The sequence below is a fragment of the Bradyrhizobium sp. LTSP849 genome (assembly GCF_000938255.1).
Lineage (GTDB): Bacteria > Pseudomonadota > Alphaproteobacteria > Rhizobiales > Xanthobacteraceae > Bradyrhizobium.
Window position 1 is genome coordinate 88727 of the sequence record NZ_JYMR01000007.1, and the last position, 14489, is coordinate 103215.

The window sequence follows — 14489 nt, forward strand, 5'->3', positions numbered from 1 at the left end:
CTGCCAATCATGCGGCCGAAAACGAACAGCTCGCTGCAGCGTGCCGCACGTCACACACGCGAGAGTGACGGCACCTCCTCTGGCATGATCGCCTGGAGACCGCCGAAGCGACGCTCGCGACCATGGAACGAGCCCAGGGCCGCGGCGAGATCGCCCGAATCGAATTCCGGCCACATCCGCTCGGTGAAGTGCAGCTCCGCATAAGCGCCTTCCCACAAGAGGAAGTCCGACAGCCGCTTCTCGCCGCTGGTGCGAATGATGAGATCGACGTCGCGCAAGCCGGCTTCGCCGGTGACGAGCTGCGAGAAGGCTTCACGCGTGAGGCTGGTCAGCGCGGCGGCCTTGGCCGCGGCGTTGAGGATCGCATCGCGCGCGGAATAGTCGACGGCAATGCGCAAATGCAGCGTGGCGCCGTGCGCGGTGGCCTCTTCGGCTCGCGCGATGGCATTGGCGATGCCGTCTGGCAGACGGTCACGGCGGCCGATCACGTTGAGACGCACGCCATTCTTGACCAGGCTCTGCACTTCGTTGGCAAGATAGAAACGCAACAGCGTCATCAGCGCGGCGACTTCGGCCTTGGGCCGGCGCCAATTGTCGGTCGAGAACGCGTAGAGCGTCAGCGTGCCGATGCCCTGCTTGGGTGCGACCTCGACAATGCGGCGGATCGCCTCGACGCCGGCCTCGTGGCCGCGCATGCGCGAGAGCCCGCGCCGCGTTGCCCATCGGCCATTGCCGTCCATGATGATGCCGACATGAAGCTTCTCGTTCGGGGACGTGGTCTCACTTTGCATCGCAAAGTCTCCGGTCAAAAAAAGGGGGCTATCAGGTCGAAAGAATGCCGAGACGTCCAAGTGCCGGCGCTTCGCGGCCGGCGGCCTTGGCAGCGTCGCGTACCAACCGCTCGAGCACGGCGAGATAGTCGAGGAAGCGGCGGCGGCCGCTCTTGGTCAGGCGGCAGGTGGTGTGCGGGCGGTTGCCCTCGTAGCCCTTGGTCACCTCGACGAGGCCGGCCTCCTGAAGCACGGCAAGATGCCGGCTGAGATTACCGTCGGTGAGGCCGCAGAGCTGCTTGAGATCGGCGAACGCCAGTCCCTTGGGATACGCCATCAGCGAGGTCAGGAGCCCGAGCCTCGCCTTCTCGTGGATCACGCGGTCGAGCCCTTCATAGGAGAAAGGCGCGCTGTCAATCTTCGACATCATTGTCTCCGGACGCAAAATACAGAATGGCCGCCATGACCGACTGGCCGATCACAAAGGGCAGTCCCATGGTCCATGGCGACAGCGTGTGGGTTCCGCTCGCCAGCACCACCACTGCAAAACCCGAGATGAAGTACCAGGCCCCCGCGAACGCGACGGTACGCGGCAGCGAGCGGACGGACGCAAAAATGCCGAGCGACACCAGGATCTGCCACAGCCCCGGCAGGAGCCACAGCATCTCGGTGGCGAACTTCCACATCACCACCGCGAGCAGCACGCCGGCGACGCCCGCGGGCAAGAACTGCTCGACCGCCTGGTGAATCATGGCGTCCGCAAGTCCGGAATGATGACGGCGCGAGCGCGCGCGCATCTCGATCCAGATCATCAGGCCGGACAGCGTTGCCGCAATGAACCAGCCGAAAAAGAACCCGAGCGGCTCGCTCGTGGGATCGCCGAGCAGCCAGAATTGCAGGATCGCCGTGACAAGCGCGACCACGCCGGTCGCAGCCATCGTCGCCGGGCCATAGCCGCGGAACGCCGTGCCGGCCGCAATCTGGCTGCGGATCGCCACGATGTCGGCCAGTGCCTTGTCGAGATCGCGCATCGGCAACGCCAAAGCCCCGCTCCACCCCATGTTTCCGGGACCATCGCCCCGTTACTTTGTATTGCAAAGTATACCGCATTACAAAGTAAAGGCAAGCCGGAATGTCGCGGGCTGCAGGCGGCATCCCGCTGGACAACTGCCGGTTGCGCGACACCCGCCCGCGCAGATAAGATGCGCCCGATGGCCGTTCCGGGGGGAAAATTATGTGGCTTAAGTCTTTTGTCGTTGCGTCTCTTTTACAGCTGAGTCTTGTCGGAGCAGCGAATGCGGCGGGGCCGTTCGGCACCGTCAATGTCGGTAACTGGATCGGCGGCGCCTTCAGCAATGACGAGACAGGCGCCTTCTCCCATTGCGCCGCAACGGCGCCCTACGCCAACGGCGTCATTCTCGTCGTCGCCCAGAATGCTGCCGGCTCGTGGCTACTGAGCTTCGCAAGCCCCAGCTACCGATTCAACAAGGGCGAGAACGCCGCGATCGACGTTATTTTCGACGGGCAGGAGCAGGCCAGGCTGTTTGCCACTGCCAATCAGTCGAACATGCTGACATCCATCATGCCGGCCAACGTCGTGCGAACGTTCCAGAAGGCAAGCCTGATGGTCGCAACGGCGGGCCGCACCGTCCTGAATTTCGATCTGACCTCGACCGGACCCGTCATCGCGGCACTGGCCAATTGCGTCACCAGGGTGAAAGCCGACGGGCTCAGCAAGGCCGGCGATTTCACCAAGGGGGCGGCGAAGCCGGCAGCCACGGCGGACAAGCAAGGCACACCTCCCGCCACCAAGCCTGTCAGAGCCAAGAGCGGCACCGGCTTCGTGGTGAGCGCCAACGGACACGTCGTCACCAACAACCATGTGATCGACGGATGCAGCGACCTCAAGGGCAATCTCACCGGCGAGGCCGCGATGGTGTTGCGGGTCGTATCAAGCGACGCAAACAACGATCTCGCTCTGTTGCAGGCACCGTCGACGGCGACATTCAGGGAGTTTGCCCGGATCCGTGACCGCTCAATCCGCTCCGGTGATTCCGTGGTGGCGATCGGCTTTCCCTACCACGGGATGCTGACCTCGGACTTCACCGTGACGACCGGTATCGTGAGCTCGCTCAGCGGTATGCGCAACGATTCGCGCTTCCTGCAAATCAGTGCACCCGTGCAACCCGGCAACAGCGGGGGGCCCGCTGTTCGACACCACCGGGCAGATCGTGGGCGTGGTCACCGGAAAGCTCGATGGATTGCGGATCGCCGCAGCAACCGGCAACATCCCCGAGAACATTAACTTCGCCATCAAGACCGGCGCGCTGCGCGACTTCCTCGACAATTCCGTGGTGCCCTACCAGACCACCGAGCCGAAGAGCGAGTTGAAGACAACCGACATTGCGGGCAACGCACGCGCCTATACGATGCTGATCTCGTGTAACGGCACGGAGCAGGCCGACGCGAAGCGGTAGTTGAAGACGATAGGCGCGCGCTGTCGCGCCAAAGCCCGCTGTCATTCCCCGCGAAAGCGGGGAATCCAGTACGCCGCGGCCTCTCCGTATCCCATCGCTGTCTCTGGAATACTGGATCGCCCGATCGAGTCGGGCGATGACACCGTTCGTGTGGATCCAGCGCCCCCTCACCCGTGGCAGCACGCCCCCTTCGCCGCCCGCGGCTCGTATTGGTCGCGCAGGCGGACCCAGTCCATCGGATAGGGCAAGCCGTCCTCGTGACGGCCGAGCGGGGTGAGATCGAGATATTGATAGGCCGCGTTCATCATGTCCAGGCCGCGGGCGAAGCAGGAATAGGTGTGAAAGATCTCGCCGGCCTCGTTGCGGAAGAACACGCTGATGCCGGGCAGCTCGGGGCCATAGAACGGCGTGGTGCCGAAATTGTATTTTTGGACGCCCTTGTCGATCTGCTCGCGCGTGAACGAGACTTCGTAATCGTAGTTGAAGTCGTTGCCGCCCGAGGAGGCCCAGTCGAAGCTCCAGCCCATCCGAATCTTGAAGGCCTCGAGCTTTGCGGCCGGCGCCAGCGAGATCGCGACCATGGTTGTATCGCGCGCGGCCAGATGCGGCACCATGCGCTCGAACCCGTCGGCCCAGAACGAGCAGCTCTTGCAGGCCGCCTCCCAGTCGGGCGCGAACATCACGTGCTGGACCACGAGCTGCGGGCGTCCCTTGAAGAGATCTCCGAGCGTGACCTTGCCGTTCGCTCCTTCGAACACGTAATTCTTGTCGACCTTGACCCAGGGCAGCGCGCGACGCTCTTCGGCCAGGCGTTCGCGGGCCTGGGACAGCTCCTTCTCATGCGCCAGATGGGTTTTGCGCGCTGCGATCCATTGCTCGCGCGAGACGATCTGATGTTGCTGCATGGTGTCCTCCATGGGGTCAGGCGACGAAGGCGTCGAGCTTGTCGAAGAACGAGCTCCAGCCGCGCTGATGGTTGTCGCGCGCGGTCTCATCAAAGAACTGGGCGTGATGGAAGATCATCAAGGTGCCGGCACTGTCCGGCTTCAGCGAGATCGTCACCAGCGATTCGCGTTCCGGCGTCGAGTGCCAGGCCCAGGTGAAGACCAACCGCTCGTTCGGCACGACCTCGCGATAGGTGCCGCCGGCTTCAAAATATTCGCCGTCCTCGCGGGTGAAGCTGATGCGGTAGTGGCCGCCGGTGCGGACATCGAGATCGGCGTTCAGCGTCGCCGGCTTCATGTTCGGCGGCCCGAACCACTGCACTAGCTGCTCGGCTTGCGTCCAGGCGGCGTAGACTTTTTCCGGCCGCGCGCGGAGCCGGCGCGTGAGCGTGAGGCTTGGGAGTTCGGTTGTGCGGGGCTCGGCGTCGACGATTGCGTTGGCCATGGGTCTTTCTCCACAAAGGCGGCAAGGCGGTCGAGATTGTCGGACCAGAACTGCGCGTAGCGATTGAGCCAGTTCATCGCCTGCTGCATCGGTTGCGCGGTGAGCCGGCAGGCGACCGTGCGGCCACTCTTCTCGCGCACGATCAGGCCGGCATCCGTGAGCACGTCGAGATGCTTCATGATCGCCGGCAGCGAGATCGGGAACGGCGCCGCCAGCTCGCTCACCGACAGACTGTCCCGCTCGCCGAGCCGCGCGAGCAATGCGCGCCGCGTCGGGTCGGACAGTGCCGCGAAGGTCTGGTCCAGCGCCTCATCCTGATACTTAACCATAAGGTTTAGTATAGGCGCAAAGCTGGAAGCGTCAAGCCGGAACCCTGGCGCGACTAATTCGGCGAAACGCGCCGCCCGCGTGGCGCCTGCTGTTGCGGCGAACTTCTCGGGACGAAGCGCGGATTGACGTCGCAGTATCCCTTGCGGCCCGATGCGCTCAGGAGGCACTGCTGACGAGTTTGATACGAGCAGTCGCCGGGGTAGCCATATTCGGAATCAGTGATACACCACGGATAATCATAGTCCGCCCGTGCAGGACAGGTGCCGGCGACCCCCGCCACAATGATGACGCACAGTGCCAATTGCGTTTTGCGCATGACCCGACCTCCAAAGCTTGCCGCGCGAGATGCGCGCCTCGCATAGAGTCAGGTTTCGGGAGGCCGGTTTATTCCAGAGCCGTCTCATAGAAATCGAGGCGGCTATCGCTGGCCACAGACCAAAGCACTGCCAGGACGACTGACTTGATCAGCATCAATACGGCACGGAATGCCGGATCTTCCGCCGCGGATGCGGTTGCGGCTGCTGCACCTGACCATAAGCGACCAGCGGATTGGGGCCGCAGAACAGCAGCCGGCCGGAGACGCTGGCCTGGCATTGCTCATAGGTGCTGTAGGCGCATTCGCCGGGATAGTCGTACTCCCCCCCCTGCGCGCACCAGGGATAGTCGTGCGCCGCGGCGGGCGTGACGGTGACGGAACCGGCAAGGACTATCGCGCCCAGCGCCAGCAGCGCCAATTGCATCTTGCGCATGATCCCAACTCCTCTCTCCATGGCGCGAGATACGCGCCATCTATCATCAGGTTTCGCCAAGCCGCTTTATTCCAGATCAACCGAACAAAGCACGCAAGAAAAAGCCCTGCCGAACGGCAGGGCTCCATTCCCGGACATCACAAGATCGCTACTCGACCTTGAGGCCGGCGAACTCGACGACCTTCTTCCACTTCGCGGTCTCGGCCTCGATCTCCGTGCCGAACGCCTCCGGCGTCTGCACCAGCGGGTCGCCGCCGAGCTCGACCAGGCGCTTGGTCATCTCGGGCTCCTTCATCAGCGCGTTGATCTCGCTGTTGAGCTTGGCGATCATGTCCTTGGGCATGTTCTTCGGCGCACCCATGCCGAACAGTGCGCTCGCCTCGTAGTCCTTCACGGTCTCGCCGATCGCAGGCACGTCGGGCAATTGCGGCGAGCGCTGCGCCGTGGTGACGCCGAGCGCGCGAAGCGAGCCGGAGCGGATGTGCTGGATGATCGAGGGCATGTTGTCGAAGATCACCTGGACTTGGCCGCCGAGCATGTCGGTGATCGCGGGCGCAGCGCCGCGATAGGGCACGTGCTGCATCTTGCAGCCCGTCATCGACATGAACATCTCGCCGGACAGATGCACCGAGGTGCCGTTGCCGGACGAAGCCATGTTCACCTTGCCGGGATTGGCCTTCACGTACTCGATGAACTCGGCGACGGTCTTCGCCGGCACATCCTTGTTGACGGTCATCACGTTCGGCGTGCGCTGGAACGAGGCGATGGGCGCGATGTCGCGCACGAAGTTGAACTTGAGGTTCGTGTAAAGCGTGGCGTTGATGTAGTTGGCCGGATTGACCAGCAGCACGGTATAGCCGTCGGGCTCGGCGTTGATGACGGATTCAGTGCCGATATTGTTGCCGGCGCCCGGCTTGTTCTCGATCACGAATTGCTGGCCGAGCCGTTCCGACAGCCGCTGGCCGATCAGCCGCGCCAGGATGTCGGTGGCGCCGCCCGGCGGATAGCCGACCACGAACTTCACCGGCCGGGTCGGATAGTCCGCGGCAAAGGCCTTCGACAGCGGGCTGGCTGCAAGCGGAGTGGCGGCGAGCAGGCCCAGCGCGGTACGGCGAGTGATCATCTCAAGGGTTCTCCCGAAGTGTTGTTCTTGAAAGTGGCGTCCGCGGCGTTGTAACAAAGCGCGCCGCACGCGGAAAGTGCGCAACGAACATGGCGACGAAAGGATAAGGCATGCCGGTCAAGGTAGAAGCCCTCGATCATCTCGTGATCAACGTCGCCGACGTCGCAGTGACCACCGAGTGGTATCGCAAAATCCTCGGCATGGAAGTCAAGGTGTTCGAGCCCGGCGGCGGCAAAGCGCCGCGGACATCGCTTCAATTTGGTCAACAGAAGATCAATGTCCGGCCGCGCGATGCCGACAAGGTGGAGTGGTTCACCGCCGACCACCAAACCGCCGGCAGTGAGGATCTGTGCTTCCTCACCTCCTCATCGCCGGACGAGGTGGTGGCGCATTTGAAGGCACATGGCGTCGCGATCGCGGAAGGCCCGGTTCCCAAGCAAGGCGCCCGCGGCACGCTACGCTCGGTCTATTGCCGGGATCCGGATGGCAGCCTGATCGAGATTTCGTCGTACGAGGCCTGAGGCGCGGCTGGCGCATTTGCTCCCCGCGCCATCCGATGGCAGAAAGACTCCCGATAACGAAAGCAGCCGCCTCGAAGCAGGCTGCACGGGAGGACACATGCCGAATTCGCAATCCGCGGCCGGAATCGTAGGTCCATTTGCCGGGCTCGACGTGCCCTGGCTGCTCAAAATGCGCGCCGAGGTGCGCAGCTCACATCCGTTCCTGATCTGGGCACCGTTCGACGCGCCGGCGCGGCGCTGGAGCTATGGTGAATTTCACGAGCGGGTCGGCGCGCTGGCCGCGGGGCTCGCCAGACGCGGCATCAAGCCCGGCGAATATGTGCTCATTCATCTCGACAATTGCATCGAGGCGATGCTGGCCTGGTTTGCCTGCGTGGAGTGTGGGGCCATCGCGGTCACCACCAACACGCGCTCGGCACCGGCCGAGATCGAGTATTTCGCCGATCATTGCGGCGCAGTCGCCGCGATCACGCAGCCGGCCTATGCAGAGATCGTCGCGCAGAACTGCCGCAACATCCGCTGGCTGGCGGTGACCTCGCATGATGCCGGCGCTGCATCTGCGCAGGCCGTTTCACGCGGCGACAGCTTCGAGTCACTGTTTGCCGACAGCGCCGACCGCCCGCGCGGCGCGACCGATCCGCTCGCGCCGTGCAGCGTGCAATATACGTCAGGCACGACATCGCGGCCGAAGGCGGTGCTGTGGACCCACGCCAACGCGCTGTGGGGCGCTAAGATCAACGCCGCGCATGAGGATCTGCATGCAAGCGACGTGCACCAGGCCTACCTGCCGCTGTTCCATACCAACGCGCTGGCCTATTCCATGCTGGCAACGCTGTGGGTCGGCGCCACCTGCGTGATCCAGCCGCGGTTCTCGGCGAGCAGGTTCTGGGGCGTCGCGCGCGAGCACGGCTCGACCTGGACCTCGACCATTCCGTTCTGCATGAAGGCGCTGCTCGAGCAGGAGGTCCCGAGGGATCACAAATTCCGCCTGTGGGGCACCGCGATCAACGAGCCGCCGGCCTTCGCTGCGTTCGGTGTCAAGATGATCGGCTGGTGGGGCATGACCGAGACCATCACCCACGGCATCGTCGGCGAGGTCGATCAGCCCAACATCCCGATGTCGATCGGCCGCGCCGCGCCGGAATATCAGATCCGCATCACCGATGATGACGGACGGCCGACTGAAATCGGCGGCACCGGCGATCTCTCGATCAAGGGCATTGTCGGCCTGTCGCTGTTCGCCGAATACCTCCACAACGAAAAGGCGACGCGCGAGAGTTTTGACGAGCACGGCTTCTTCGTCACCGGCGACCGCGTCACGCTGCTGGAGGACGGCTTCATCAGGTTCGGCGACCGTGCCAAGGACATGCTGAAGGTCGGCGGCGAGAACGTCGCGGCCTCCGAGATCGAGCAGGTGGTCGCGCTCGTCCCCGGCGTGCGCGAGGCGGCCGTGGTGGCCAAGAAGCATCCGATGCTGGACGAGGTGCCGGTGGTCTTCATCATCCCGCACGGCGGCGTCGCGGCTGCTGCGCCCGACCTGCACGACCGTGTGATGTCCGCCTGCCGCAAAGGCCTCGCCGACTTCAAGGTGCCGCGCGAGATCAGGCTGGTCGACGACATGCCGCGCTCGACGCTGGAGAAGGTGGCGAAGGCGGAACTGCGGAAGATGGTGGGGTGAAGCGGTGCCGTAGGGTGGGTAAAGCGAAGCGTGCCCACCACTATCTTCACCAAATGCGGATGCATGGTGGGCACGGCGCGCTAAGAGCGCGCCTTTGCCCACCCTACGGTAGTGGAGAATGCCGAGATCAGAACGACCCCAGCGCCACCGGCCGGAACGCCTGCAACAGCTGCTGGTCGAGCTTGCCGCCCATGCCTTCCATCATCGCAAACGCGCGGGAGTGGGTGAAGGGCATGCGGTAGGCGCGCTTCTCGACCAGTGCGGCGTAGATGTCGACGATGGTCGTCAGCCGCACGATGTCGCTGATCTGGTTCGAGGACAGACCGTTCGGATAGCCTGAGCCGTCGAGGAATTCGTGGTGATGCAGCACCACATCCAGCATCTCCGGCGGGAAGCCACCTTGCGCTGCCAGCGCGTCATAGCCGCGGCGCGGATGCTGGCGGACCTCCGCCATCTCCTCGTCGGTGAGCTTGCCCGGCTTGTCCAGCAGCACGGACGGAACGAAGGCCTTGCCGACATCGTGCAGCAGCGCGGCGCGGGTCAGCCGGCGCTGGTCGTCCTCGCGCATGCCGAGATGCTGCGCGAAGGAGACCGCGAATCCGGTGACGAACAGGCAGTGGCGATAGCTGCCGACATGGTGGCAGCCGACGGCTGTGAGCCATTCGCGCAACGAGGAGTGCTTGATCGCCTTGAGGATCTTGCTCTCGGCCGCGATGATGTCGTCGAAGGTCAGGGGAATGCCGAGCGGCAGCTTCTCGAACATCTTCCGCAGCACCGCATGCGCCGCCTCGACGCCGCGGTTGAGCGTCTTGCCGCGATCGGTCTCGTCATAGATCGTGGTGTCGGGAAACGCAGCGCGGATGCGCTGCAAAATGGCGTCGGGCTGGAGCGGCCGCGAGATGGTGTCGGTGGCGCCCAGTGCCCAGGCCTGCATGGTGCCGTGATGAAGCGCGTCGGCGAGCACGAACAGCCGCGGCATCGAACGATAGGCATCGCCGCGCAGCTTGTTGCGCACCCGCTGCACGCTCTCGGGCGAACGCAGATTGATGTCGACCACAAGGCCGGAAAGATCGCGCGACGGCTGCTCGGGAATGGCCTGAGTCGTGACCGTCGAGACGTCGCCGACCGCCTTCAGGATGCTGGCGAGCTCGGTGCTCTCGTCGCTCCGGTCGGAGGCGAGCAGAAGCCGGCGTTTGGCGGCGGATTTGGCTGGCGCGTTCATGGCTTCCCCAAAAGCACGGGACTGTATTTGGCGTCAGCCTAAGCCGGATCAGGTTCTCCGGCCCTTAAGAGGCGTGCTCAATGGAACCTGCCGGAATTGCGCGCAATTTTACGGATCAGCGCTCCGATCAAACGACGAAAACAACCCCATGCACAGTAGAAAGGCCATTGATGGCAAAGGAGAATTTTGGACGCTCTCGCCCCCGCCCCTGCCGTCATCGCCCGGCTTGACCGGGCGATCCAGTACGCCGAGACGGCGCGGCTAGGACCGAGAAGCCGCGGCGTACTGGATGCCCGCCTTCGCGGGCATGACAGCGAGATTGTGGAGGCGGCCTGCTAAAAAAATCCGCCGGAGGTTGCCCTCCGGCGGATCATGTTACGTCACGATCGCAGGCCGCCTTACGCCTTCATGCCCGCCTTCACGGCCTCGGCCGTGATCGGCAAGGCCCGCACGCGGGCGCCGGAGGCGTTGAAGATGGCGTTGCCGATGGCCGGGGCGATCACCGTCACCGCGGGTTCGCCGACGCCGGTGGCCTTTTCGCCATTGGCGATCACGGCGATCGCGACCTCGGGCACCTGGCTCATGCGCAAGGGCGTATAGCCATCGAAATTGGTCTGCTCGATGCCACCGTCCTTCAGCGTCGCCTTTTCGTACATCGCCAGTGACAGGCCCCACATCGCCGCACCCTCGACCTGGGCGCGGATGTTGTCGGGATGCACCTGCGTGCCGACGTCGGTTGCGACCGTGAGCTTCTTCACGGTCACCTCGCCCGAGGGCGCCACCGCGACATGGGCGACGCACGCCGTCCAGCTCGCGGACGCGCGTTCCTGCGACGACACGCAGGCCACGCCCATGCCCTCGCCTTTCGGCAGCTTCTTCGTGCCGTAGCCGGCAAGCCCCATCGCCGCGAGCAGCGTGTTGCGCAGCCGCTGCGCGCCGCCGTCGTTCTTGCCCTTGCCATCAAGCAGCGCGATGCGGAACTGCGCCGGATCCTGGTTGGTCGCAGCCGCGATCTCATCGACCATGCTTTCGATCGCCCAGAACGTCCAGCCCGGCGCCACCGAACGGAGCTGACCCGACGGGGTGGCGTTGTGGGCCATCTCGTTCTTGATCGCGCGCACATGGTGGTTAGGCACGGAGTAGAAGAAGTCCGCACCGTTGACCGTGAAGGCGTCGAGCGGCCCCTTCTTGTCGACCGAGGGCGACAGGAAGTCGGGGATGCCCCAGCGCTGGGTCGGCCAGGCCGAGACCACGTCGTGGCTGAGCGCGACCAGCTTGCCGTCGCCGTCCACGCCGGCCTTCACTTTCTGGAAGGTGAGCGGACGCGAGAAATCCATCGTCATGTCGTTCTCGCGCGTGTAGATCACCTTCACCGGTTTGCCCACGGCCTTCGCCGCCTGCACTGCCGGCACCATCATGTCGGCGTCTAACCTGCGGCCAAAGCCACCGCCGAGCCACATCTGGTGCATCACGACGAATTTCGGATCGATCCCGGCTGCACCGGCAGCGATCGCACCGGAGCGCGTCGCGAACTGGTTGCCGGAATAGATGTGCAGGATATCGCCCTTGAACTCCGCGGTGGCGTTCATCGGCTCCATCGGCGCATGGATGTTGATGCTGGTGGTGTACTCCGCCTCCAGCACCTTGGCGGCCGTGCCGAACGCCGCATTGGGATCGCCGTCCTTGACGAAGAACTGGCCGGAATCATCGAGCTTCTGAAGCCGCTTGGCCTCATCAAGCAGCGACTCACTCGACACCTTCGCGTTCGGGCCGCCGTCATAGCTGACCTTCAGCGCCGCCGCCGCCTTCTTGGCGTTGGCATAGGTGTTCGCGACCGCAACCACCCAGCCGGTTGTGGTCTGGGTCTTGTCGTCGAGGGTGACGGCCTTGATGAAGCCCGGCACCTTCTTCGCATCGCTGTCGTCGACCGATTTCACCGTAGCGCCGTAGCGCACCGGCGGCGTCACCACCGCACCATAGGCCATGCCCGGAATCATCACGTCGATGCCGTACTTGGCCGTGCCGTTGGTCTTGGAGGGGATGTCGATCTGCGGCACCGATACGCCGATCATGGAATACTGATCCGGCGTCTTCAGCTTGATCGCCTTCAGCTCGTCCGGCGTGAAGGTCTTGGTCGCCTTGCCGCTCTTCACGACATCGGCGAACGACATCTGCTTCTTCGACTTCGCATGCACGATCATGGAGTCGCGCACTGCGAGCTCGCCTGCCGGCACGCCCATGGACGCGGCCGCACCTTCGGTCAACGCCATGCGTCCGGCGGCGCCCGCCCGGCTCATCGCGTCAAAATTCATCATGGTCGACCAGCTGCCGCCGGTGATCTGCGCCCCCAGCACGGGGTCGTTGAATTTTGGATCGTTGGAGGCGAGGTTGACCCGCATGTCGCTCCACTTCGCGCCCAGCTCCTCGCAGACGATCTGCGCCATGGTGGAGGCGATGTGCTGGCCCATATCGGCCTTGCCGCAGGTCACGGTGACCAAACCATCGGGCGAGATCGCATACCAGACGCTCGGCTCGAAATTCGAAGGCGCAGCAAGCGCCTCACCGATGCCGGGCACGCCGGCATAGCCGAGCACGAGGCCGGTGGCGGCGGTGCCGACCAGGAAAGAGCGGCGGCTGAGATCTGATGTCTCGGGTGTGATGGTCTTCACGTGCTTGTTCATGTGGGCCTCCGCTCGTTGCCGGCGGCGGATGCGGTGCGCATCTCGGTGGCGGCGCGCATGATTGCCTTCTGGATCCGCGAATAGGTCATGCAACGGCAGAGATTGCCGTCCATATGCGCCACGACCTCTTCCTTGGTCGGATTGGAATTCTTCGCCAGCAGCGACGCCGCCTGCATGATCTGCCCGGACTGGCAGTAGCCGCATTGCGGCACCTGCTCGGCGATCCACGCCTTCTGCAAGGGATGATCGCCCTTGGCGGAGAGGCCTTCGATGGTGGTGATCTTCTTGCCGGCGACATCGCCGACCATGGTCTGGCACGAGCGGACGGCTTCGCCGTTGACGTGCACGGTGCAGGCACCGCACAGGCCGGCACCGCAGCCGAATTTCGTGCCGGTCATCTGCAATTGTTCGCGGATGGCCCAAAGGAGCGGCGTGTCGTTGGCCGCATCCACGGACAGACTCCGCCCGTTGATGGTGAGCGTTGGCATAGGCGTCTTCCCCTGCCGGTGCATGAAGCCGCTTACGGCGGCAACTTGTGTAGCGGACGCCCACCGGGCCGGCGGCCGCCTTGATTGCAAGAATGATCGCGTTCGCGCGCAGAGGCAAATGCAATTTGGAATCGATCGAACCAAACGCAGTGTCTGTCTGTTGTGCGTTGCGACAACGGCGCTGGCGCAGCGACTGGACACAACAAGAGAGCGCGCCGAGCATGGATGCCATTGCGGTCAGGCAGTTTCTTCGAGGTAACTTGGCGAGCTAGAGTGCAACCGCAGACGCGAGCTTCCCTTCTCCCCTTGTGGGAGAAGGTGGCGCAAAGCGCCGGATGAGGGGTATCTCTCCGCGAACTCAATAGGCAGTTTCGTGCGCGGAGAGATACCCCTCACCCGTCTCACCGCTACGCGGCGAGCCACCCTCTCCCACAAGGAGGGCTTTGCATAATCGGCTGCACGTGATTCTTTGAATCATGGCTGATTCTAGCGAGGGGAGCCATGGTTGAGCGCAATGTCGGTCAGATGAGCTTGGCGGATGGCCTGGTTCGGGCACCGCGAAGCAGCATCCTGGATGAGGTGGAGGCTGTTGTGGATTGGGCGCCGCTGCGCTCGCTGCTTGGCAAGCGGGGCGGCGATGGTGCCGGCAACAGCAGCTATCCGGCGGAAGTCTTGCTTCGCTGCTTGCTCGCCGGGATCTGGCACAATCTGTCTGATCCCGCGCTGGAAGCGGCCATTGCAGACCGGTTGTCGTTCCGCCGCTTTGTTGGTCTGAGCCTGCACGATCAGACCCCGGATCACACGACATTGTGGCGGTTTCGGCAGGAACTCGCCAAGGACGGTCTGATCGAGAAGATCTTCACTGAGATCAATCGGCAGTTGGAGGCCAAGAAGCTGATCCTCAAGCAGGGAACGCTGGTCGACGCCTCGTTAATCGCGGCACGAGCCACTCCGCCCCGCAAGGCACGCAAGGATGGCGAGGATACGCCACCCAAACCATCTGCGGATCGCGATGCTCGCTGGGGCCGGAAAGGCAAAAAGAGCGTGTTCGGCTATAAAAT

15 protein-coding genes and 1 pseudogene are annotated in these 14489 nt (G+C 63.9%); 4 read left to right on the plus strand and 12 right to left on the minus strand.

The annotated features are described in order from the left end of the window. Positions 1–50 precede the first annotated feature (50 nt). Genes UB31_RS06425 through UB31_RS06435 form a run of 3 tightly spaced genes read right to left on the minus strand, consistent with a single transcriptional unit; the run spans position 51 to position 1801 of the window. Positions 51–791 (minus strand): di-trans,poly-cis-decaprenylcistransferase, encoded by a 741-nt coding sequence (locus UB31_RS06425; protein ID WP_045010263.1) that lies wholly within the window; start codon positions 789–791, stop codon positions 51–53. A gap of 31 nt (positions 792–822) precedes the next feature. Next, positions 823–1197 (minus strand): transcriptional regulator, encoded by a 375-nt coding sequence (locus UB31_RS06430; protein ID WP_045006035.1) that lies wholly within the window; start codon positions 1195–1197, stop codon positions 823–825. Further along, entirely contained in the window at positions 1184–1801 is a 618-nt protein-coding gene (locus UB31_RS06435) for a hypothetical protein (protein WP_045010251.1), read from the minus strand. The genes UB31_RS06430 and UB31_RS06435 overlap by 14 nt, the downstream gene beginning before the upstream one ends. A 203-nt stretch (positions 1802–2004) precedes the next feature. On the opposite strand from UB31_RS06435, the pseudogene UB31_RS06440 reads away from it, so the two are divergent. After that, a pseudogene (locus tag UB31_RS06440) lies at positions 2005–3247 on the plus strand (S1C family serine protease). Positions 3248–3414: 167 nt separating this feature from the next. On the opposite strand, the gene UB31_RS06445 reads toward UB31_RS06440, so the two are convergent. The 6 genes from UB31_RS06445 to UB31_RS06465 form a co-directional block, all read right to left on the minus strand. Further along, positions 3415–4152 carry a DUF899 domain-containing protein gene (locus tag UB31_RS06445; protein WP_045010264.1) on the minus strand — a complete coding sequence of 246 codons (738 nt, stop codon included), beginning with the start codon at positions 4150–4152 and terminating at the stop codon, positions 3415–3417. 16 nt (positions 4153–4168) lie between these two features. Further along, positions 4169–4513 (minus strand): SRPBCC family protein, encoded by a 345-nt coding sequence (locus UB31_RS06450; protein ID WP_245305955.1) that lies wholly within the window; start codon positions 4511–4513, stop codon positions 4169–4171. Then, a complete protein-coding gene (locus UB31_RS06455) occupies positions 4513–4965 on the minus strand; it encodes an ArsR/SmtB family transcription factor (protein ID WP_045010252.1) in 453 nt (150 codons plus the stop codon). Before UB31_RS06455 ends, UB31_RS06450 begins: the two co-directional genes overlap by 1 nt. Before the next feature lie 53 nt (positions 4966–5018). Next, positions 5019–5282 carry a DUF3551 domain-containing protein gene (locus UB31_RS40230; protein ID WP_082078420.1) on the minus strand — a complete coding sequence of 88 codons (264 nt, stop codon included), beginning with the start codon at positions 5280–5282 and terminating at the stop codon, positions 5019–5021. A 154-nt stretch (positions 5283–5436) separates the two neighbouring features. Further along, the gene (locus tag UB31_RS06460; RefSeq protein ID WP_045010253.1) at positions 5437–5715 is read right to left on the minus strand and encodes a DUF3551 domain-containing protein; all 279 of its coding nucleotides are present in this window, start codon (positions 5713–5715) and stop codon (positions 5437–5439) included. 148 nt (positions 5716–5863) lie between these two features. Then, complete coding sequence (locus tag UB31_RS06465) at positions 5864–6838, minus strand: Bug family tripartite tricarboxylate transporter substrate binding protein (RefSeq protein ID WP_045010254.1); 975 nt, start codon at positions 6836–6838, stop codon at positions 5864–5866. Between the two features lie 110 nt (positions 6839–6948). On the opposite strand from UB31_RS06465, the gene UB31_RS06470 reads away from it, so the two are divergent. Together UB31_RS06470 and UB31_RS06475 are read left to right on the plus strand one after the other, a co-directional pair. After that, the gene (locus tag UB31_RS06470; RefSeq protein ID WP_045006001.1) at positions 6949–7359 is read left to right on the plus strand and encodes a VOC family protein; all 411 of its coding nucleotides are present in this window, start codon (positions 6949–6951) and stop codon (positions 7357–7359) included. 97 nt (positions 7360–7456) lie between these two features. Then, on the plus strand, positions 7457–9037 hold the full coding sequence (locus tag UB31_RS06475; RefSeq protein ID WP_045010255.1) for an AMP-binding protein: 1581 nt from the start codon (positions 7457–7459) through the stop codon (positions 9035–9037). 127 nt (positions 9038–9164) lie between these two features. On the opposite strand, the gene UB31_RS06480 is transcribed toward UB31_RS06475, so the two are convergent. The 3 genes from UB31_RS06480 to UB31_RS06490 all read right to left on the minus strand — a co-directional run bounded on the left by UB31_RS06480 (position 9165) and on the right by UB31_RS06490 (position 13428). Beyond that, positions 9165–10259 (minus strand): HD-GYP domain-containing protein, encoded by a 1095-nt coding sequence (locus tag UB31_RS06480; protein ID WP_045010256.1) that lies wholly within the window; start codon positions 10257–10259, stop codon positions 9165–9167. 398 nt (positions 10260–10657) lie between these two features. After that, the gene (locus tag UB31_RS06485) at positions 10658–12940 is read right to left on the minus strand and encodes a xanthine dehydrogenase family protein molybdopterin-binding subunit (RefSeq protein WP_045010257.1); all 2283 of its coding nucleotides are present in this window, start codon (positions 12938–12940) and stop codon (positions 10658–10660) included. Next, positions 12937–13428, minus strand: a complete 492-nt coding sequence (locus tag UB31_RS06490; RefSeq protein ID WP_045006006.1) for a (2Fe-2S)-binding protein — start codon at positions 13426–13428, stop codon at positions 12937–12939. The genes UB31_RS06485 and UB31_RS06490 overlap by 4 nt, the downstream gene beginning before the upstream one ends. Positions 13429–13929: 501 nt before the next feature. Between UB31_RS06490 and UB31_RS06495 the strand changes: the two genes are divergently transcribed. Beyond that, on the plus strand, positions 13930–14489 hold a 560-nt coding region (locus UB31_RS06495), incomplete at its 3' end, for an IS5/IS1182 family transposase (protein WP_045009489.1).